Genomic DNA, 18,732 nt, shown 5'->3' on the forward strand with positions numbered 1-18,732 from the left:
CGCCGTTCGTCTGCGTTCGGAGACTGCTGTCTTCAGCGCCCGCCGGCATTCTCGACCGGCACGGCATTGGGGTCGATCCCCACGCCAAACGCATCGACGCGGCCGATTGGCGCCGTCATCAATTGCTCCAGCGTAAACGCCGGGCCTGCCGCCGGCACGCTGGCCGCGGTCAGCAAATCGCCGGCCCGATTGGGCGAGCGCGATAGCGGAATGACCGCGCCGGCCACTTCCAGCAGCCGGATCTGCCCCAGCCCCTGATAGGGCAGCCGCACCATGGCTCCGGCATCGGTACCCAGCAGCGGATCGGCCACTTCGATGCTCACCCCGCCCCCGCGATAGAAGTTGCGAATGCTTTGGCTCAGATAAAACGCCAGTTTGTCCGAGCCGGCCGAGGAGAAGTGGATGCCGTCATCCTTGCGCATGCGCGCATTCTGCCCGCTGACATCGGGGCCGTGGGAGGAATACTTGCCATCCTCGCCCAGGAACCGCTCATAGATATCGAGGAATTCCGCGCCGCTCGAAAACGCCGCCAGCCGCTGGATGGCGCTGATCTGGCTGATCGCCGCCGAATATTCGCTCTTGGACATGGGCGGCAGCCCCACCCAGACCGTTGGCTTGCCGGCCAGCCGCAGCTTGTCGAGAAAGGCGGCGATCCGCGCCTGGTAGATGGCGCTCCAGCGCTCGCTCAGCGGCGGATAGCTGCTGGCGTTCTCGCGGATTTCCTGCCGGTCGTTGATGCCCACGATAACCACGGCGACGTCAAAGCTGTTGGCCGCGATCTGCTGGGCCACCGCTGCGTCCCAGTCAAAATAGTCGTTGCGCACGAAACCCGATGATCCGACACCCTGGTTGATCACCACCAGGTTGGGATCCTCGGCATAAAACCGCTCCAGCGCCTTGCTGAGATCGACCGCCAGACTATCGCCAAACACCGCCAGCCGCGTCGCCCCCGGGGCCTTCTCGATGGTCGGCTTGGGGGGCGGCAGCGCCGCGGTCGGCTTGGGTTGCTGTTGCTGGCGCCGCGGCTGTTCGACGGGTGGCGGCGCCTTCGGCTCGTCACCAAACAACAGGTCGAACAGCGTTCGCCGCTTCTGCTGCTGGGCGACGACAATCGTGTCCTGGCTCTGGGCAAACGCCGGCGCCACGTCGACAAGCACGAAGCAGGCCATAACGATAGCAACGAGAACCCGGATCATGTCGGCCCTATTTCAAACCAGACCCTGTCATACCAAACCGGCTCCGGCAAAACCATCGCGGTCCCGCCCTTGTTACCGCCCAGCAGCTGCCAGCACGTCATGGGATGCGCGGGTGATGAATCCATCGGCAACCTCGCCGCGGGCCGCCTGGAATCGCGCATAGGCCGCCTGGCTGATCGGCCCGATCCGGCCATCCACCGCCCCGTCATAGAAGCCCAGCTGCTTGAGCGCCTGCTGGATGGCCTGCCGCTGCGCCAGATTGGGCAGCGCCGTGCCCCGCGGCCAGTCATCCTTGAACGCCCCGCCGCCCTTGAGCCGGTCGGTCATATGCGCCACCGAGAGAGCGTAGCTGTCGGAGAAATTATAGCCCTTGAGCACCAGATAGTTCTGCGTCATCAGGAATTTGGGGCCATCCTTGCCTGCCGGCACATAGAGAAAGACCCCAAGGTTTGCATCGGCAAACGGGCGCCCGCTGACCCGCGCAATGCCCTGCTCGGCAAAGAACGATATCGGCCGCATCTGCGCACGATCCGCCAGCAGATAATCGAACCCTGCCGGCACCGAGACCTCGAAGCCCCAATCGACACCCGGCTGATAGCCCAATGATCGCAGGAACTTGGCGCTGGTCGCCAACGCATCGGCCAGCGAATTGTGCAGGTCCACCCGCCCATCGCCGTCGCCATCGGTGCCATGGGCCACCACATTGCTCGGATTGACCTGCAAATGCCCGATTGCCCCGGCCCAGGAACCAACCAATTGCTGGGCATTGAGCGGCCCGCGCTGCACCAGCTGCAACGCCGCGATCAGATCCGCCTCATCCTCGACCAGCCGCGAGCGGCGTTGATGCACCAGCGTCGCCAGACTGCGCACGATCGGCCGGATCAGCCCCTTATTGCCCAGCACCGCGCCGTAATCGGTTTCCATGCCCCAGATGGCGCCCAGGAGGTATGGATCGACCCCATAGCGCTGCCCGGTGGCAGTAAACAAATCGCCATTGCGGGACATTGCCGCCTTGCCGCGCTCGATCCGCCCGGCAGTCACGCGCCCCTCGATATAGTCCCAGATCGGGGTGGTGAATTCGGGCTGCGTCGTCACCAGGTCGGGCACGCGCGGATCGGGCGTCAGCCCCACCATTGCCGCCTGATAGGTCTCCCGGCTCACCCCGGCTGCGATCGCCTTGCCGGCGAAATTGGCGATGAACGCCTCGAAGCTTTCCACCGGCTGCGCCGCAACCGGCACAACCAGCAAGAAAACCAGCATGCTGGCAAGTTTGAGCCGCATTCTAGCGGTTCCGCACCATCAGATGCCGCTCCCAGTCATAGGCCGATTTGACGATTTCAGTGAGCTCGTCATGCTGGGGCACCCAGCCCAGAAGATTGCGCACCTTCTCCCCCGTTGCGGTGATCGAGGCCGGATCGCCGGGCCGGCGCGGGCCTTCATCGACGCGGAAATCCACGCCCGAGACCGCCTTGACCGTCTCCACCACCTGGCGCACCGAATAGCCCTGCCCATAGGCGCAATTGAGCGTCGTGCTGGCCCCGCCACCGCGTAAGTGCTTGAGCAACAAGGCATGTGCCGCGATCAGGTCGGTGACATGGATGTAGTCGCGCACGCACGTTCCGTCGGGCGTTTCGTAATCGGTGCCAAAGATATCCATCTTTGGACGCTGCCCCAGCGCTGCCTGGCACGCTACCTTGATCAGATGCGTCGCCATCGGCGTCGACTGCCCCGAACGCCCCTGCGGATCGGCCCCGGCGACGTTGAAATAGCGCAGCACGCCAAAGGTAATCGGATGCGCCGCCGCCACATCGGCAAGCATCCACTCCGTCATCAGCTTGCTCCGCCCATAGGGCGACATCGGATGAAGCGGTGTCTCCTCGACCACGGGTGCCAGCCCGGTCATCCCGTAAACTGCTGCAGTAGAAGAGAAAACAAAGTGCTTGACCCCGCTTTTGACGGCCGCCTCGATCAGGTTGCGCGACGTCGCAGTGTTGTTGCCATAGTATTTGAGCGGGTCGATGACCGACTCGGGAACCACGATCGAGCCGGCAAAATGCACGATCTCGGTAATGTGGTATTGCTGGACGATCCGCTGTACCAGTTCGATATCGGCGGCCGAGCCCTCGACAAACGTGGCGCGCTCATTGATCGCCCAGTCAAAACCGGTAACGAGGTTATCCAACACCACCACGGTTTCGCCGGCATCCGTGAGGTTAAGCACCATGTGGCTGCCGATATAACCGGCTCCGCCTGTAACCAAGACCGCCATCTGGGGTTAACTCCAATCGGTGAAACGCTATTTTGCCGCGATGTTAATGTTCAGATGTTGAGATAGATTTACGGCCAAACCGAGAACTGGGAGTTAGCGAGTGCACAAGCGTGTCAGGACGGCGGTCTTTCCGGTAGCGGGCCTGGGAACCAGATTCCTGCCCGCCACCAAAGCCCTGCCCAAGGAAATGTTGACGGTGGTGGATCGTCCACTGATCCAATATGCCGTCGATGAGGCCCGCGAGGCCGGAATCGAACATTTCGTCTTCGTCACCGGCCGCAACAAGGGCGTTATCGAAGACCATTTCGACCGCCAGTTCGAGCTGGAAACCACGCTCGAACTGCGCGGCAAGACCGCCGCGCTCGAGGAATTGCGCAAGGACCTGCCCTCGGCCGGCCGCACCAGCTTTACCCGCCAGCAGGAGCCGCTCGGCCTCGGTCACGCCGTCTGGTGCGCCCGCGATATCGTCGGCAACCAGCCCTTCGCGCTACTGCTGCCCGACATGCTGTTCAAGGGCCAGCCCGGCGTGCTCAAGCAGATGATGGACGCCTATGAGGAAACCGGCGGCAATATCATCGCCGTCGAGGAAGTCCCGCCCGCCGATGTCTCGTCCTATGGCGTCATCGCCCGTGGCTCGGGCCCCGACAATGGCTTTGCCATCACCAATATGGTGGAAAAGCCCAAGCGCGAGGAAGCCCCGTCCAACCTGATCATTTCGGGTCGCTACATCCTGCAGCCTGAGGTCTTCACTCTTCTGGCTGAACAGACCAAGGGCGCCGGCGGTGAAATCCAGATCACCGACGCCATGCAGAAGCTGATGCATATGCAGCCGTTTACCGGCGTGAAATATGAGGGCCAGTCGTTCGATTGCGGCTCCAAGATCGGCTTTTTGACCGCCAACGTCGTCTACGCGCTCGACCGTCCCGATATCCGCGACGGCTTCATCGCCGAACTCAAGAAGCTCGATCTGGGCGTCCAGTTCTAGCCAGTGCCGCCAGCATCGCCGCAGGTGGTGCTGGCTGCCTTTTATCGCGACATGGTAATCCCGACCGCCACGCGCTGACTGTCGCGGATTCCCGACGCCGTCGTCTCGGCATAGCTATAGCCATAGTCGGCGGTCAGCGCCGTATGCGCATTGACCAGGTAATCGGCGCCAAAGCCGAAGCCATAGCCCCGCTCGGTCTGGGCCGAACCGGCAAAGGTCGCGCTGCGCCAATCAGCCAGCGCGCGCAGTGCCAGCCAAGAATTCACCCGATAGGTCGCCCGGCCATTCACGACATATTCCAGCCGCGCCGTCCCGCCGGCATCGGGGCCCGGAGGCGCGATATTGGTCGTCAGCCCCGCAGTAAATTCCCAGGTCCGGCTGGGCGCAAAAGTGACGCTTGCGTCATAGAGCTGCGACACCACTTCGCCCAGGCTTGCCGCATCAAACCGGCGCAGGCCAACACCAACCGACGCTTCGGCCGTCAGCACATCGCTCCAGTTCGCCGAAACACCGCCGCGCAGGCTGGTTTCGGTGGCATCCATGCGCACCAGCATGCTCGTCGAGGGCTGATCGAACATATCGCGACCAACACCCGCCCGGCCGAACACCTCAAACACCGGTGTAAGCTGGTAGCCAACGCGCAGGCCACTATCCAGCGACCACAGATTGCGCTCGCTATTGTCGGTCACTGTGCCGTCATTGAGTGTGGTCGTGCCATAAGCGGTGCGACCGGCGGCACCCGTCACTTCGACATTGAACAGCCCGAACGTGCGCTCCACCCCAAGCTCCACCGAACCGGAAAGCGTCTTGGGCGGCACCGCCACGGTGCTGGCCACACCCGGCGCGCCGGGCATGTCCTGCGTCAGAGCGAGATCGAGCAGCCCGGTCAGCGTCGTCTCACGGTCGAGCCGATAGCCGCCATCGAGACCCAGCCGCAGGGCACTAACGTTGATCTGGCCATTAACCGGCTGCGCCACTTCGGCTTCGCCATCCAATTGCAGGCGCATGCGGCTGCCGACCTGCTCGAGCGATACGCTGGGCACCAGCAGCACGTCAAAGCGCTCGCCATCGGTATTCTTGGTATAGGCCCCGCGCAGCGCCACCGACCAATCGACATTGAACAGCGGATCAAACGGTTCGCGCAGATCGGGCGGACTGCTCAGCGCGACGAGATCTTGTGGCGAAGCGGGATAGAGGCCCGGCAACAGCCGAGGATTGTCCGTGCCCGAACCATCGCCCGGCTCCAGCTGCGGGTCAGCCAGGACCGGTGCAACCATGGCGACAGCGCACAACAGGACCAGCGCGGGCTGTAAATAATGCCGACAAGACCGCACGGCCAAAACCTGCTCCGTATGCGCCTGGGATAACCTGGACGAGCCTGCCCGGCCCGTGCGCACGGGCCGAAGACTCCTGTCGCATCGTTGCAGCTTATGGTTAACGAAGTCTTTCCGAAGCCGAGCCCTCGATGGGCTCCACCTGCAGCACAGCGCCATCATGGCCGATGACGCGCACCCGCCTTCCGGCGGGGAGGTCTGGGCCGGAAACCCGCCAGACCGTATCGCCCAGCACCATGCGGCCGAAACCATCATGGATCGCCTGCTCCAACTCGGCCTCGTGGCCAACAAAGCGGTCGGCACGGCGATTGAGATAAGGCCGATCGGTCTGGGATGGCCGGTTGCGGTTGAAGCGAACCCAGGCCGTGATCGTCACCAGCGACAACACGCCGAAGATCAGCCATTCGATCGGCCAATCCAGCGGCTGAAACAACGAAAACAGCCCGGTAATAACAGCCGCGACACCCATCCACAGCAGATAGCCACCCGGCGCTACCAGTTCGAGCGCCAGCAGGATGATGCCAGCGACGATCCAGGCCCAGGGGCCATAGCTGGCGATGAATTCAATAACCTGCATCGGTGTTCCCTATTGCTGCGGACCGGCAGCGGGCGGACGGCTGGAGCGGGCTGGCGCCGGAGCCCCGCCACCAAAAGTCTCCTTGGCGATCTCGGCTATGCCGCCGATCGCACCAATGACGCTGGAGGCTTCCACCGGCAGCATCAGGATCTTCTGGTTGGGCGAGGTCGCGATCGCTTCCAAAGCCTTGATATAATTATTGGCCACGAAATAGTTGATGGCCTGCACATTGCCCGAGGAAATGGCGTCGCTGACCATCTGCGTTGCCTTGGCCTCAGCCTCGGCCGAACGTTCACGCGCCTCGGCGTCACGGAACGCAGCTTCGCGGCGGCCCTCGGCTTCCAGCACCTGCGCCTGCTTGGCACCCTCGGCCTGCAGGATCGCTGACTGACGGCGGCCTTCGGCTTCCAGAATGGCGGCGCGCTTCTCGCGCTCCGCCTTCATCTGCCGGCCCATCGAATCCACCAGATCCTTGGGCGGATCGATGTCCTTGATCTCGATACGGGTAATCTTGACGCCCCAGGGCGACACGGCGGTATCGACCACGCGCAGCAGGCGCTGGTTGATCTCGTCGCGATTGGACAGCAGCTCATCAAGGTCCATCGAGCCCATGACAGTGCGGATATTGGTCATGGTCAGGTTGAGGATGGCGTGTTCGAGATCGGAGACTTCATAGGCCGCTGCCGCCGCATCGAGGATCTGGTAAAAGGTCACGCCATTGGCGGTGATCGAGGCGTTATCGCGCGTGATCACTTCCTGGTGGGGTACGTCGAGCACCTGCTCCATGACGTTGATCTTCTTGCCGATGCCATCGATGAACGGCACGATGACGTTGAGGCCAGGCTTGAGCGTCCGGGTATATTTGCCGAAGCGCTCGACAGTGAAGTTATAGCCCTGCGGGATGGTCTTGGCGCCGGCAAACAGCACCAGCAGCGCCAATACGCCCAGGCCGATCAATGTCAGGCTGAGCCCGTCCAGACCAAATTGCTCAAACATTCCCATCCCCGATTCTACGACTTCACATTGCGCTGGAGTCTATGGATGCGGCGAACGCCGCGCAATCCATTGCCGATGGAACGAAGCCCGCTATGCCCACGTTAACAACGCGATTCCACGCCGCAGGAGAGCTGCCATGGACGCGCTCAGCGATGACGCCGGTATCAGCGCCGCCCAAGCCGCCGGCGTGCATCTGACCAGTCCCAGCCGCGTCGTCTATCCCGGCCAGGGCCTCACCAAGGCCGAGCTCGTCGCCTACTACGCCGCTGTCGCCGAGCAGATGCTGCCCGTCATCGCCAACCGCCCCCTCAGCCTGCTGCGCTGCCCGCAGGGCCAGGCCGCGCCCTGCTTTTTCCAGAAGCACGATACCGGCGGCTTTCCCGACAATATGAAGACCATGCGGATCGCCGAAAAGGATGGCGACATCGAAAGCTACTTCTATATCGATGACCGCGCCGGGCTGATCGCCGGCACCCAGATGAACGTGCTCGAATGGCATCTCTGGGGCTCGCGGATCGGCGATATCGAAAAGCCCGAACGCGTCGTCTTCGATATCGACCCCGATGAAGGCCTGGACTTCGCCAAGGTGCGGACCGCCGCTCTCGATATCGGCAAGGAACTGGGCGCCTGGGGGCTGGAAAGCTATCCGATGATCACCGGCGGCAAGGGCATCCACGTCATTGCCCCGCTCCTGCCGACCACCGAATGGCCCGAGGTCAAGGGCTTCTGCAAGACCTTTGCGCAGCGCCTAGCCGATCGCGAGCCCGAACGCTTCACCGCCACCATGTCCAAGGCCAAGCGCGCGGGAAAGCTGTTCATCGATTATCTGCGCAATGAACGCGGCGCGACCGCCATTGCCCCCTGGTCGCCCCGCGCGCGCCCAGGTGCGCCGGTTGCGGTTCCCCTCACCTGGGACGAGCTGCACAAGGTCAAATCCGCCAATCAGTTCGGCCTGGCTGATGCCATCGTCCGGGCCAGCAAGCCCAATCCGTGGCGGGATTACTTCTCCACCACCCAGTCGATCACCAAGGCGATGTGGAGCGCCGTCGATGGCCCGAAAACCTAGCCGATCGGCACCGAAGAACGGCGGTCAATGGTCATGGTGACGGCGATGACGACAAAGGCAAAGATCACCATGCCCAGCGCCAGCACATGCGCCTTTTCCCATTGCAGCCGCTCGACATAGTCATAGATCGCAATCGACAGCACCTTGGTCTGGCCCGGAATATTGCCGCCGATCATCAGCACCACGCCGAATTCACCCACCGTATGGGCGAAGCTCAGCACCGCGCCGGTCACATAGCCGGGCCGTGCCAGTGGCAGCGCCACCCTGATGAAGCGCTGCCAATTGCTGGCGCCCAGGCTTGCCGCCGCTTCCAGCGGTTCGTCGCCAATCGCCTGGAAGCCATTGCGCAGCGGCTGCACCATGAAGGGCAGGGAATAGATGATCGAGCCGATCACCAGCCCCGGAAACGAAAATGCCAGGGTGCGCGCGCCCCAGAACCCGGCGAGCCAGCCGCCCGGACCATTGGGGCCGAGCGCCAGCAGCAGATAGAAGCCCAGCACCGTTGGCGGCAGGACCAATGGCAGCGCCACGATGGCGCCCACCATTTCCTTGCCCGCCCAGCGGCTGCGCGCCAGCCACCAGGCGATCGGCGTGCCGACGACGAGCAGGATCAGCATGGTTATCGAAGCCAGGGTCAGCGTCAGGCTGATTGGCGCCCACAACTCGCCGAGTTCGCTCATCGTCATGCCGGCCTTACTCCACGACGTAGCCGGCCGCTGTGATCACGGCCCGGGCTTTGTCGCCCTTGAGGAATTCGACATAGGACAGTGCGACCGGGTTTTCGGCACCGGTCCTGAGCAACACCGCATCCTGGCGGATGGGCTCATAGAGATCGGCCGGCACGATCCAGACGCTGTCCTTGCCGATCACCTGGCTGGCAGCGACGAAACCGAGTTCGGCATTGCCGCTCTCGACGAATTGCAGGGTCTGCGAGATATTTTCGCCGGTCACCAGCTTGGGCGTGATCGCCTCATGCAGGCCCATCGCCGCCAGCGCTTCGACGGCGGCACGGCCATAGGGCGCGGTCGCCGGATCGGCGATGGCGATCTTGTCGAACGGGCCTTCAAGCGCGGCCTTGCCGTCGGTCACCTCGAGCACGGTGCTGTAAAGCGCCAGCGCGCCAATTGCATAGGTGAAGACGGTGCCATCAACGCCAAAACCATCGGCGACCGCCTTGGGCGGACGCTCGTCATCGGCCGCCAGGAACACCTCAAATGGCGCGCCCTGGCTGATCTGGGCATAAAGCTGGCCGGTGGCGCCAAAGCTATAGGTCACGTCATGGCCGGTCTCGGCCTTGAACAGCGGCGCCAGCTCTTCGGCGACTGCGGTGAAATTGGCGGCCACCGCCACGCTGGCGCTGCCGGCATGAGCCTGCTGCACCAGCAGCAATCCAAGCAGCACGCTGGCCAACACTGCACGTTCCATGGCAAATCTCCGATATGCATCCAAAGCCACATCGGTTCTGACAAACAAGGCGTCATCCGGCAAGCGTTATTTCCGTCACGACATATCGATAATTCGGCGGAGTGCCGCGACGTCCTCGGCGATGGCGGTACGGGTCTTGTTCTGCATGGCACGGTAATGGGCCAGTACCGCCTGCCCCGCTGCGCTCAGATGCGCCCCGCCTTGGGCCGAGCCGCCCCGGCTGGTCTCGACCAGTGCCTGGCCGAAGCCCTCATTGAGGGCCTGCACCAGGCTCCAGGCCCGCTTGTAGCTCATGCCCATCGCCTTGCCGGCGGCGGAGATGGAGCCGGTCTTGTCGATCAGCTCCATCAAATCGGCCCGGCCGGGCCCGAGATAGGCCGTTTCGCTGAGCGTCACCCGCAGATGGGACAATCCGTCGGGCGGGACATTGGCCATGTCAGCCGCGCAGTGCTGCGGCTTCACGGGCCAGCGCTTCGATGCGCGCATAATCGCCAGAAGCCAGTGCATCGGCCGGCATGATCCACGAACCGCCGACGCAGATCACATTGGAAAGGCCGAGATAGACCTTGGCCTTGGCCGGATCGATGCCACCGGTGGGGCAAAAGGTAATGTCAGGCAGCGGCGAAGCAAAAGCCTTCAGTACCGGCGCCCCGCCATTGGCTTCGGCCGGGAAGAACTTGAGGAAGCTATAGCCGCGCTCGGACGCCGTCATCGCCTCGCTCGGCGTGGCAATGCCCGGCAGCAGCGGAATGCCGATATCGTCGGCAGCATCCAGAATGCGCGGCGAGATACCTGGCGACACCATGAAGCGGCAACCCGCATCGACCGATTGCTGCATATGCAGCGCGCTGCGCACCGTGCCGGACCCGACAATGGCGCCGGTAACCTTGGCCATTTCTTCCATGACCTTGAGCGCATTGGGCGTGCGCAGCGTTACTTCCAGCACCGGCAGGCCGCCGGCAACGAGGGCCTCGGCCAGCGGCCGGGCCTGGGACACATCATCAAGGATGATGACCGGCACCACGGGCGCCAACGACAGGATGGAACGGATCGCTGCGGCGTCTTGGGGCATATCGGGTCTCGCTGGCAGAAAACTATGCACGAACGGTTAGGAGCTTGGCAAAAAACCTGCAACCCCGTTCATTGAAAAGCCGCCAAATAATCCTTAGGTTCCGCCACACTTATCGGGAGGGTTACGCCCATGGTTCAGACGATCAATGCGCTCACCCCGCTCGACGAGGCACGGGCCATCCTCGGCCAAAGCTTCGATCTCAAGTTTTCCAAGTCCATCGAGCGCGCCACCGAAAAGGTGTTCGAGCGCGTCAAGGACAAGATTCCCGAGATTGAATGGCCCTTCTATGCGCCGCTGATCTTTGCGATCAACCGGTTGAAGAAGGAAAAGGATGCGGTCATCCTCGCCCATAATTACCAGACGCCGCAGATCTATCATGGTGTCGCCGACATTGTTGGCGACAGCCTGCAGCTGGCCGTCGAAGCCACCAAGGTGCGCCAGCAAGTGATCGTGCAATGTGGCGTGCACTTCATGGCCGAGACCAGCAAATTGCTGAACCCGGAAAAGACCGTGCTCATTCCCGACAGCCGGGCCGGCTGCTCCCTGGCCTCCTCGATCACGGCCGAGGACGTCATCGCCATGCGCCAGATGTATCCGGGCGTGCCGGTGGTGACCTATGTGAACACCTCGGCCGCCGTCAAAGCCGTGACCGATGTGTGCTGCACCTCGTCCAACGCTGCCGACATCGTCAATCGCGTCGATGGCGATACGGTCATCATGATCCCCGACCAGTTCCTGGCGCAGAACACGGCCAAGAAGACCCACAAGAAGATCATCACCTGGGCCGGCGCCTGTGAGGTGCACGAAACCTTCACCGCCGAGGACATTTCCGAGCTGCGTCACGCCTATCCGACCGCCAAGATCATTGCCCATCCCGAATGCCCGCCAGAAGTGATCGACGCCGTCGACTTCTCCGGCTCGACCGCGGCGATGATCGACTGGGTCAAATCCAACAAGCCCCCGCGCGTGGTGATGGTCACCGAATGCTCGATGTCGGACAATGTCGCCAGCGAAACCACTGGCGTCGATTTCCTGCGCGGCTGCAATATCTGCCCGCACATGAAGCGCATCAACCTCGAGAATGTGCTGTGGAGCCTGCACACCATGACCGAGGAAGTGCTGGTCGATCCCGCCATCATCCCCGCCGCACGGGCATCGGTGGAACGCATGATCGAGATGAGCCGCAAGGGCGATTAAGGGGACGCAAGAAATATCTCGGCGCGGTGAAAGCTCAGGCTTTCCGGATCCGGCCGGGCTTTTTCCTGCGGCTCCCGAAGCCGACCATCGGCATTGAGCCGCTCGACCAGCTCCGGATCGATCCGGCTGAGATCAACAATCAGTTCGAGATGCGGGCCGACGGCCAGATGGCCAAGGCTGAATGCGTCGGCCGCTGCCCGCGAGAGGCAAAGATAATTGCTGACATGCAATGGCCCGCCGGCCATGGGCGATTTGATCGGCACGACCAGCACATCGTCGCGCAGCGCCCATGGTTGAACGCCGGGCAGGAATTTTACGCCGGTTGCCGCGCAGGCAAAGTCGTAGTTTTCCAGAACATGCTGGTGCAGCTGGCGCAGGGTTTCGATCGAGGTCGGTTCGCGCAGATCCGCAGTAAACGGTTCTGCGGCCTCGCCGAAAAGCTGCCGCCAGTATTTGGGATTGCCCGGATCGTCGCTTTGGCTGCCGCTCAATGCCCTACCCAGGGTAAGAAACCAGAAGCGGCAATCTCATACGCAATGCTGCCTAAGTCAAATCACCACCGACTACCGGCAGGACGGTGCCGATGACGCGCCGGCCACGCCGTTCGCTCCAGGCCAGCACCAGCCCCGCCGCAACCACCAGCGCCGCGCCGATATAGACCAGCAGGCCCGGCTGTTCGCTCCAGAACAGATAGCCGAGCAGGAAGCTCCAGAACAGCGCGCTATACTCGACCGTTCCCAGCACGCTGGCGGGTACCTGCCGCGCTGCCTCGACCAGCACAAACTGGCCAATGCCACCAATGATGCCAGCGGCAGCGATGAAACCCAGCTCGCGCCACCCCATCGGCTGCCATAGCCAGATCGAGACCAGTCCCATGACCGACAGATGCACGAGGTTGAGAAAGAATATCTGCGTCAGCGACCGCTCGGATTTGGAAATCGTCCGTAGCAGGATCATGGCTACCCCCCAGCACAGGGCGGCGAGCAAGACCAATAGCGCCGGCAGGCCGATGGCGATGCCGCCGGGATTGCAGGCCACCACCACACCAAAAAAACCGATCGCTGCGGCACCGGCCCGCGCCATCGTCAAGCGTTCCTTGAGGAACACCACGGCAAGCAGGATGGTGATGATCGGCGCCACATAATAGAGCGTCGTCATTTCGGCCAATTGCAGGTCACGGCCCGTCGAATAGAACATGGCCCAGGCGGCCAGGGTCAGCATTGCCCGCATCAGCATCATGGCAATATTTGTCGACCCCGCGAGGTCGGCAATCAGCTTGCCCCGCCCGACCAAAAGACACCCGAGGACGATAACGAGGCTGCGCACGAACATGATCTGGGCGATCGGCATGACCATGATGATGCCTTTGACCAGCGCATCGTGAAACGCGAACATGGAATAGGCCAGGACACCGAGTACCATGCCCTTGAGCGAGGCGGTTTCGGCAGCACGAGCAAGACTGGGGGCGGACATCGGAGCGGGAACTCGAAAGGGGTGGACCGACGGCTCCACGCCTTCGGCGGTTGACAGCTGTAATCCGTCTATGCGGTTCTTGCACCTCCTTTTGCGAGCGCGGCGTTCCCTCCCATGACCACCTTCGACAATAGTCTGAATGCCGACGGCGCCCTGATCGTCGGCGCCGGGCTCGCCGGCCTGTTCTGCGCGCTCAAACTGGCGCCCCGGCCGGTCACCGTATTGTCCCCCAAGCCGCTGGGTACCGGGGCTTCTTCGGCGTGGGCCCAGGGCGGTGTCGCCGCGGCCGTCGGCGCGGGCGATAGCTCCCATGCCCATGCCGTCGACACCGAAATGGCCGGGGCCGGCATTGTCGATCACGGTATCGCCGAGTCGGTGACGGCCGAGGCCGCTGCCCGCATCGAAGACCTGGCGCGCTGGGGCACGCCGTTTGACCGCGACGATTTCGGCAATTTTGAACTGGGCCGCGAAGCCGCCCATTCTGCCAACCGCATCGTCAAGGTCGAGGGCGACCGCGCTGGCTGGGCCATCATGCAGGCCATCGTCGCCGCCGTGCGCCGCACCCCCTCGATCCGCGTGGTCGAGGGCATTACCGCGCTCAGCCTGGCCCGTGACAATGGCCGCATTGTCGGAGTGTTCTGCCGCCGGCTGGGCGACCGCTATTCCGAGCCGGTCTTCATCCGCGCCCGCGCCACCGTTCTGGCGGCCGGCGGGTTGGGCGGGCTCTATGCCGTGACCACCAATCCGCCCGGCGTGCGCGGCCACGCCATGGGCATGGCGGCACGGGCCGGCGCGCTCATTGCCGACGCCGAATTCGTGCAGTTCCACCCCACCGCCATTGCCACCGGCGCCGACCCGGCGCCCCTCGCCACCGAGGCCCTGCGCGGCGAGGGCGCGATCCTCGTCAATGACCTGGGCGAGCGCTTCATGCCCGCCATCCATCCCGATGCCGAGCTGGCGCCGCGCGATGTGGTCGCCCGCGCCAATTTCCGCCAAATCCAGGCCGGTCGCCGGGTGTTTCTCGATACAAGGCAGGTGCTGGGCGAGGCGATCCTCACGCGCTTCCCCACGGTTGCCAAATATTGCCTCGATGCCGGAATCGACCCGGTCGCCGGCATGATCCCGGTGACGCCGGCCGCGCATTTTCACATGGGCGGCGTCAAGGTCGATGAGCGCGGCCGCTCCAGCCTGCCCGGGCTCTGGGTCTGCGGCGAAGCCAGCTGCACGGGTCTGCACGGCGCCAACCGGCTGGCCTCCAATTCGCTGCTCGAAGCCACGGTCTATGGTGCGCGCATTGCCGAGGACATTGGCGGGCTGGAGCCGGTGCGCACTCTGCTGCCGTTCAAGGGCATCGAATGGGACGAAACCGAGGGCGTGAAGGCCGAGCAGGTGTTGCGTGACCTGCCGGCGGTGCAGGAACTGCGCGCGGTGATGACTGACCTGGTCGGCGTCGAGCGCGACGCTGCCGGGCTCAGGCAGGCCCTGCGCCGCATTGCCGACCTCGAAGCCAGCGCCCAGCAGGTCACCAGTGCCTATCTCAACATGACGACCTCGGCCACGCTGGTGGCAGCGGCCGCCCTCAAGCGCACGGAGAGCCGGGGCGGGCATTTCCGCAAGGACTATCCCAACACCGATGAGAGCTGGGAGCACCACACCACGATGACGCTCGACGAAGCGCTGGCGATCCGGGCGGAAGCCTAGCGAGAATGCCATCATGGACACGATGTCATCCCGGCGCAGGCCGGGATCCATGTCCGTGGCTCACGGCAACACCCAGCGTCGGGATAGCACTCAGCATGGATTCCGGCCGGAGCCTGTCCTCGGGCGCGAAGCGTCCCGTGGGCCGGAATGACACCGTGGGCTAGATGACACGCGCCTGTTGGCCGATGCCGACGCCGTCAGGCCGTCAGCACCGCATCGACCTCGGCGCGGGTTGGGGGCTTGCAACCCTTGCGGCCGCAATTGATGCCGGCCACGACCGCGCCGAAACGCAGCATGTCCGACAGGGCGCCAGCGCCCAGCCCGGACAATTTGCCGGGCTTCAGCAGTCCGCGCTCCTGCAGCCAGGACAGAATGCCGGCCATCAGGCTATCGCCGGCACCCACGGTGTCGCCGAACTCCGGCGGCGCATAGATCGCGGCCTGCGCTTTGCCCGCGGCGGTAAAAGCGCGCGATCCCTGGTCGCCCAGCGTCACCACCACCAGTTCGCAATTGGGGCGGGCGAGCAGATCTGCCGCGTGCTGTTCGATGCTCTTGGCTGCATCGAGCGCTTCGAGGTCTTCCTCGGAGACTTTGACCACATGGGCAGTGTCAAGAAAGCTGGACAGCCGCGCCTTGTAGCCGGCGAAATCATCGACAAGGCTTGGCCGCACATTGGGGTCGATCGAAATCGTGGCGCCCCTGGCAGCCGCTGCGGCCACGATCTCGAGCCAGATCGCCGCCTCGTCCGGCTTGATCGGGCAGAAGCCGCCGATCTGGTAGAGATCGAGATTTTCCGGCAGCGCCGCAATTGCCTTGGCTGCCACAATGGCGCCATCGGCGGAGCGGTAGAAACCGTAACGGGCATTGCGATTGGCATCAAAATTGACCACCGCCAGCGTGGTATATTCCGCCACCCGCTCGGTCAGCAGCGTCGTGACCCCGGCGGCCTGCAGTGGACCCAGGAGGTAGTCGCCAAACGCATCGGCAGAGATCGGGCACAGAAAGCCGGTGGGATTGCCCAGCTTGGCCAGGGCGATGGCGCAATTATAAGGCGAGCCGCCCTGATGGGCCGTCATCACGATCTGGTTCTCGCCATCGCGGCCGATCAGCGCGCCATCCGGCAGCGCGACCTCGGCCTTGAGATCGATCAGACTTTCCCCACCAACCACAAACATCGATGCTCCTCCTCGGCCCGGAACCAGTGTCCGGATATGGGCAGGCACATAGCATTTTTGCCGGGCCTGTCACCAGCGCCGTGAGCATTCGCCCGCCGCCTGGGCGCCGAGAACCCCCGATCCATTATCGTGTTTGTCGCCCTGGAAGCCGTGTTGACCTGATGGCGCGATCCTGCGCATGTTTTTTTGGCCACTGGCCGCAAGCGGGACGATACCAGCAGGCACGTGGGAAGACTTAGGGAGGGGCCTTCAGTGCCAATACTTGCATGGATTGTCAGGGCCATCAGCGGTGTGAACCGACTGGTTGGCGAAACTCTATCTTGGCTGGCGCTGGCCTGCGTTCTGGTTTGTTTTACCGTCGTCGTGCAGCGCTATTTTTTCAACACCAGCACGCTGTGGATGCAGGACCTTTATGTCTGGCTCAGCGGCGCGATGTTTACCGGCGTCGCCGGTTACGCCCTGCTCCGTGACGATCACGTACGGGTCGATATTTTCTACCGGCCGGCCTCGCTGAAACGCAAGGCCATGGCCGATCTGTTCGGTGTCATCGTCTTCCTGTTCCCCTTCATCTACGTGGTCTTCCACTATGGCTGGCCCGCCGTGGCCCGCTCCTGGAGCTATTACGAAGCCTCAGGCAATATCGGCGGCATGCCGGGCCTGTTCGTGCTCAAGAGCTTCATCATCGTTTTCGGTGTCCTGGTTGGGCTGCAGGGTCTGGCCATGGCACTCCGCGCCATCCTCGTTCTGGCGGACCAGCAGGACCTCCTGCCCGAGCATCTCCGCTACAAGCGTGACGTGGACCTGGAGACTGCCCTGTGAGCCAGATCCTGATTGGCGAAATCCTCGCCTGCCTGATGTTTGTCGGCGTCATCGGCGTCCTGCTCATCGGCTTTCCCGTCGCCTTCTCACTCGCGGGCACGGCCCTTATCTTCGGTCTCGTCGGCTGGTTGCTCGGCGTCTACGACCCGTCCAATTACGGCTCGCTGATCGGCCGCTATATCGGCCTGATGACCAGCGAAACCCTGGTCGCGGTGCCGCTCTTCGTGTTCATGGGCGTGATGCTCGAGCGATCCGGCATTGCCGAGCGCCTGCTCCTGACCATGGGCAAGCTCTTTGGCAATCTGCGCGGCGGGCTTGGCATCTCGGTGATTATCGTTGGCGCCATGCTGGCGGCATCGACCGGTGTGGTCGGCGCGACCGTGGTCACCATGGGCCTGATCTCGCTGCCTGCCATGCTGCGGGCCGGCTATGATCCCAAACTCGCCTCCGGCGTCATCTGCGCCTCGGGCACGCTGGGACAGATCATTCCTCCCTCGACGGTCCTGATCTTCATGGGCGACATGCTCTCGGGCATCAATGCCCAGGTGCAGATGGAAAAGGGCAATTTTGCCCCCGAACCGGTTTCGGTCGGCGCCCTGTTTGCCGGTGCGCTGGTTCCCGGTTTCCTGCTGGTCGGCCTCTACCTGGCCTGGGTCATCTTCAAGGCCGTCACCGATCCAAAATCGGCACCGGCAACGCCCGTGCCCGCGGCCGAAAAGAAGGATCTTGCCCGCGAAGTCATGGTGGCCCTGGTGCCGCCATTGGTGCTGATCATCGCCGTTCTCGGCTCGATCCTCGCCGGCATCGCCACCCCGACCGAAGCCGCTTCGGTCGGCTCGGTCGGCGCCATGATCCTGGCGGTCGCCAACCGCAAGTTCGGCCTCGCCATCCTGCGCCAGGCGGTGATCTCGACGGCGACGATCACCTCGATGGTGTTCATCATCCTGTTCGGAGCGGCGGTGTTTTCCATCGTCTTCCGCATGATGGGCGGCGACAATCTGGTGCATGAATTCCTCAGCAACATGCCGGGCGGTGCGGTCGGCGCCACCATCATCGTCATGTTGATCATGTTCCTGCTGGGCTTCATCCTCGACACCTTCGAGATCATCTTCATCGTCATCCCGATCACCGCGCCGGTGCTGCTGGCCCTCGGCGTCGATCCGATCTGGCTGGGTGTCGCGGTGGGGGTGAACCTGCAGACCAGCTTCCTCACCCCGCCCTTCGGCTTTGCGCTGTTTTATCTGCGTGGCGTCGCGCCGCCACGCGTGACCACCGGGATGATCTATCGGGGCGTGCTCCCCTTCGTGTTCCTGCAGATGATCGGCCTCGCGCTCCTGTTCGCGTTCCCCGGCCTGATCACCTGGCTGCCCCGGTTGATCTACAACTGATCCAAAAAGAAAGGCCCGGGCGATAATCCCGGGCCTTTCGCATTCGCGCCTGGGCGAAC

At 63.4% G+C, this 18,732-nt stretch carries 19 protein-coding genes; 6 read left to right on the forward strand and 13 right to left on the reverse strand.

Going from position 1 to position 18,732, the window contains the following annotated elements; genetic code table 11:
• Positions 1-32: 32 nt before the first annotated feature.
• The 3 genes from BUA69_RS01750 to galE form a co-directional block, all read right to left on the reverse strand.
• Positions 33-1,196 (reverse strand): SGNH/GDSL hydrolase family protein, encoded by a 1,164-nt coding sequence (locus tag BUA69_RS01750; protein ID WP_046134476.1) that lies wholly within the window; start codon positions 1,194-1,196, stop codon positions 33-35.
• A gap of 72 nt (positions 1,197-1,268) precedes the next feature.
• Positions 1,269-2,477 carry a lytic murein transglycosylase gene (locus BUA69_RS01755; protein ID WP_052950429.1) on the reverse strand — a complete coding sequence of 403 codons (1,209 nt, stop codon included), beginning with the start codon at positions 2,475-2,477 and terminating at the stop codon, positions 1,269-1,271.
• Between the two features lies 1 nt (position 2,478).
• Positions 2,479-3,465: a UDP-glucose 4-epimerase GalE gene (gene galE, locus BUA69_RS01760; protein ID WP_046134475.1), complete on the reverse strand. Its 987-nt coding sequence runs from the start codon at positions 3,463-3,465 to the stop codon at positions 2,479-2,481.
• A gap of 100 nt (positions 3,466-3,565) precedes the next feature.
• Between galE and galU the strand changes: the two genes are divergently transcribed.
• The gene (galU, locus tag BUA69_RS01765; RefSeq protein WP_046134474.1) at positions 3,566-4,450 is read left to right on the forward strand and encodes a UTP--glucose-1-phosphate uridylyltransferase GalU; all 885 of its coding nucleotides are present in this window, start codon (positions 3,566-3,568) and stop codon (positions 4,448-4,450) included.
• Between the two features lie 41 nt (positions 4,451-4,491).
• On the opposite strand, the gene BUA69_RS01770 is transcribed toward galU, so the two are convergent.
• The 3 genes from BUA69_RS01770 to BUA69_RS01780 form a co-directional block, all read right to left on the reverse strand.
• Positions 4,492-5,727 carry an outer membrane beta-barrel protein gene (locus tag BUA69_RS01770; protein WP_046134473.1) on the reverse strand — a complete coding sequence of 412 codons (1,236 nt, stop codon included), beginning with the start codon at positions 5,725-5,727 and terminating at the stop codon, positions 4,492-4,494.
• A gap of 157 nt (positions 5,728-5,884) precedes the next feature.
• Positions 5,885-6,361: an NfeD family protein gene (locus BUA69_RS01775; protein WP_046134472.1), complete on the reverse strand. Its 477-nt coding sequence runs from the start codon at positions 6,359-6,361 to the stop codon at positions 5,885-5,887.
• Positions 6,362-6,370: 9 nt separating this feature from the next.
• Positions 6,371-7,357: an SPFH domain-containing protein gene (locus BUA69_RS01780; RefSeq protein WP_046134471.1), complete on the reverse strand. Its 987-nt coding sequence runs from the start codon at positions 7,355-7,357 to the stop codon at positions 6,371-6,373.
• A 136-nt stretch (positions 7,358-7,493) separates the two neighbouring features.
• Between BUA69_RS01780 and ligD the strand changes: the two genes are divergently transcribed.
• Positions 7,494-8,423 carry a non-homologous end-joining DNA ligase gene (gene ligD / locus BUA69_RS01785; protein ID WP_046134470.1) on the forward strand — a complete coding sequence of 310 codons (930 nt, stop codon included), beginning with the start codon at positions 7,494-7,496 and terminating at the stop codon, positions 8,421-8,423.
• On the opposite strand, the gene modB is transcribed toward ligD, so the two are convergent.
• From modB to eda, 4 genes are all read right to left on the reverse strand, one after another.
• Positions 8,420-9,109 (reverse strand): molybdate ABC transporter permease subunit, encoded by a 690-nt coding sequence (gene modB / locus BUA69_RS01790; protein WP_046134469.1) that lies wholly within the window; start codon positions 9,107-9,109, stop codon positions 8,420-8,422. The two genes, ligD and modB, sit on opposite strands and share 4 nt — an antisense overlap.
• Before the next feature lie 7 nt (positions 9,110-9,116).
• On the reverse strand, positions 9,117-9,848 hold the full coding sequence (gene modA / locus BUA69_RS01795; protein WP_046134468.1) for a molybdate ABC transporter substrate-binding protein: 732 nt from the start codon (positions 9,846-9,848) through the stop codon (positions 9,117-9,119).
• Positions 9,849-9,923: 75 nt separating this feature from the next.
• Positions 9,924-10,283 carry a winged helix-turn-helix domain-containing protein gene (locus BUA69_RS01800; RefSeq protein ID WP_046134467.1) on the reverse strand — a complete coding sequence of 120 codons (360 nt, stop codon included), beginning with the start codon at positions 10,281-10,283 and terminating at the stop codon, positions 9,924-9,926.
• A 1-nt stretch (position 10,284) separates the two neighbouring features.
• Positions 10,285-10,920 (reverse strand): bifunctional 4-hydroxy-2-oxoglutarate aldolase/2-dehydro-3-deoxy-phosphogluconate aldolase, encoded by a 636-nt coding sequence (gene eda, locus BUA69_RS01805; protein ID WP_046134466.1) that lies wholly within the window; start codon positions 10,918-10,920, stop codon positions 10,285-10,287.
• 129 nt (positions 10,921-11,049) lie between these two features.
• Between eda and nadA the strand changes: the two genes are divergently transcribed.
• Positions 11,050-12,117 (forward strand): quinolinate synthase NadA, encoded by a 1,068-nt coding sequence (nadA, locus tag BUA69_RS01810; protein WP_052950428.1) that lies wholly within the window; start codon positions 11,050-11,052, stop codon positions 12,115-12,117.
• Here the strand turns inward: nadA and BUA69_RS01815 are convergent.
• A complete protein-coding gene (locus BUA69_RS01815; protein WP_046134465.1) occupies positions 12,114-12,608 on the reverse strand; it encodes a hypothetical protein in 495 nt (164 codons plus the stop codon). The two genes, nadA and BUA69_RS01815, sit on opposite strands and share 4 nt — an antisense overlap.
• A 52-nt stretch (positions 12,609-12,660) precedes the next feature.
• On the reverse strand, positions 12,661-13,590 hold the full coding sequence (locus BUA69_RS01820) for a DMT family transporter (RefSeq protein ID WP_046134464.1): 930 nt from the start codon (positions 13,588-13,590) through the stop codon (positions 12,661-12,663).
• A 114-nt stretch (positions 13,591-13,704) separates the two neighbouring features.
• On the opposite strand from BUA69_RS01820, the gene BUA69_RS01825 reads away from it, so the two are divergent.
• On the forward strand, positions 13,705-15,291 hold the full coding sequence (locus BUA69_RS01825; protein WP_046134463.1) for an L-aspartate oxidase: 1,587 nt from the start codon (positions 13,705-13,707) through the stop codon (positions 15,289-15,291).
• Between the two features lie 197 nt (positions 15,292-15,488).
• Here the strand turns inward: BUA69_RS01825 and BUA69_RS01830 are convergent, their stop codons facing one another.
• Positions 15,489-16,466, reverse strand: coding sequence for a PfkB family carbohydrate kinase (locus tag BUA69_RS01830; protein ID WP_052950427.1), 978 nt, complete (start codon positions 16,464-16,466; stop codon positions 15,489-15,491).
• Positions 16,467-16,718: 252 nt separating this feature from the next.
• Between BUA69_RS01830 and BUA69_RS01835 the strand changes: the two genes are divergently transcribed.
• Positions 16,719-17,285: a TRAP transporter small permease subunit gene (locus tag BUA69_RS01835; RefSeq protein ID WP_046134462.1), complete on the forward strand. Its 567-nt coding sequence runs from the start codon at positions 16,719-16,721 to the stop codon at positions 17,283-17,285.
• Positions 17,282-18,673 carry a TRAP transporter large permease gene (locus BUA69_RS01840; RefSeq protein ID WP_143154375.1) on the forward strand — a complete coding sequence of 464 codons (1,392 nt, stop codon included), beginning with the start codon at positions 17,282-17,284 and terminating at the stop codon, positions 18,671-18,673. Before BUA69_RS01835 ends, BUA69_RS01840 begins: the two co-directional genes overlap by 4 nt.
• The last annotated feature ends 59 nt before the right edge of the window (positions 18,674-18,732 follow it).

Source organism: Devosia limi DSM 17137 (assembly GCF_900128975.1).
Lineage (GTDB): Bacteria > Pseudomonadota > Alphaproteobacteria > Rhizobiales > Devosiaceae > Devosia > Devosia limi.

Excerpts from the sequence above, each read along its gene's own strand:
- BUA69_RS01775 (WP_046134472.1), bottom strand. The coding sequence starts at position 6,361 with ATGCAGGTTATTGAATTCATCGCCAGCTATGGCCCCTGGGCCTGGATC.
- galE (WP_046134475.1), bottom strand. The coding sequence starts at position 3,465 with ATGGCGGTCTTGGTTACAGGCGGAGCCGGTTATATCGGCAGCCACATG.
- BUA69_RS01755 (WP_052950429.1), bottom strand. The coding sequence starts at position 2,477 with ATGCGGCTCAAACTTGCCAGCATGCTGGTTTTCTTGCTGGTTGTGCCG.
- eda (WP_046134466.1), bottom strand. The coding sequence starts at position 10,920 with ATGCCCCAAGACGCCGCAGCGATCCGTTCCATCCTGTCGTTGGCGCCC.
- ligD (WP_046134470.1), top strand. The coding sequence starts at position 7,494 with ATGGACGCGCTCAGCGATGACGCCGGTATCAGCGCCGCCCAAGCCGCC.
- BUA69_RS01750 (WP_046134476.1), bottom strand. The coding sequence starts at position 1,196 with ATGATCCGGGTTCTCGTTGCTATCGTTATGGCCTGCTTCGTGCTTGTC.
- BUA69_RS01830 (WP_052950427.1), bottom strand. The coding sequence starts at position 16,466 with ATGTTTGTGGTTGGTGGGGAAAGTCTGATCGATCTCAAGGCCGAGGTC.
- nadA (WP_052950428.1), top strand. The coding sequence starts at position 11,050 with ATGGTTCAGACGATCAATGCGCTCACCCCGCTCGACGAGGCACGGGCC.
- BUA69_RS01820 (WP_046134464.1), bottom strand. The coding sequence starts at position 13,590 with ATGTCCGCCCCCAGTCTTGCTCGTGCTGCCGAAACCGCCTCGCTCAAG.
- modB (WP_046134469.1), bottom strand. The coding sequence starts at position 9,109 with ATGACGATGAGCGAACTCGGCGAGTTGTGGGCGCCAATCAGCCTGACG.
- BUA69_RS01780 (WP_046134471.1), bottom strand. The coding sequence starts at position 7,357 with ATGTTTGAGCAATTTGGTCTGGACGGGCTCAGCCTGACATTGATCGGC.
- BUA69_RS01800 (WP_046134467.1), bottom strand. The coding sequence starts at position 10,283 with ATGGCCAATGTCCCGCCCGACGGATTGTCCCATCTGCGGGTGACGCTC.
- BUA69_RS01825 (WP_046134463.1), top strand. The coding sequence starts at position 13,705 with ATGACCACCTTCGACAATAGTCTGAATGCCGACGGCGCCCTGATCGTC.
- modA (WP_046134468.1), bottom strand. The coding sequence starts at position 9,848 with ATGGAACGTGCAGTGTTGGCCAGCGTGCTGCTTGGATTGCTGCTGGTG.
- BUA69_RS01770 (WP_046134473.1), bottom strand. The coding sequence starts at position 5,727 with ATGGTTGCACCGGTCCTGGCTGACCCGCAGCTGGAGCCGGGCGATGGT.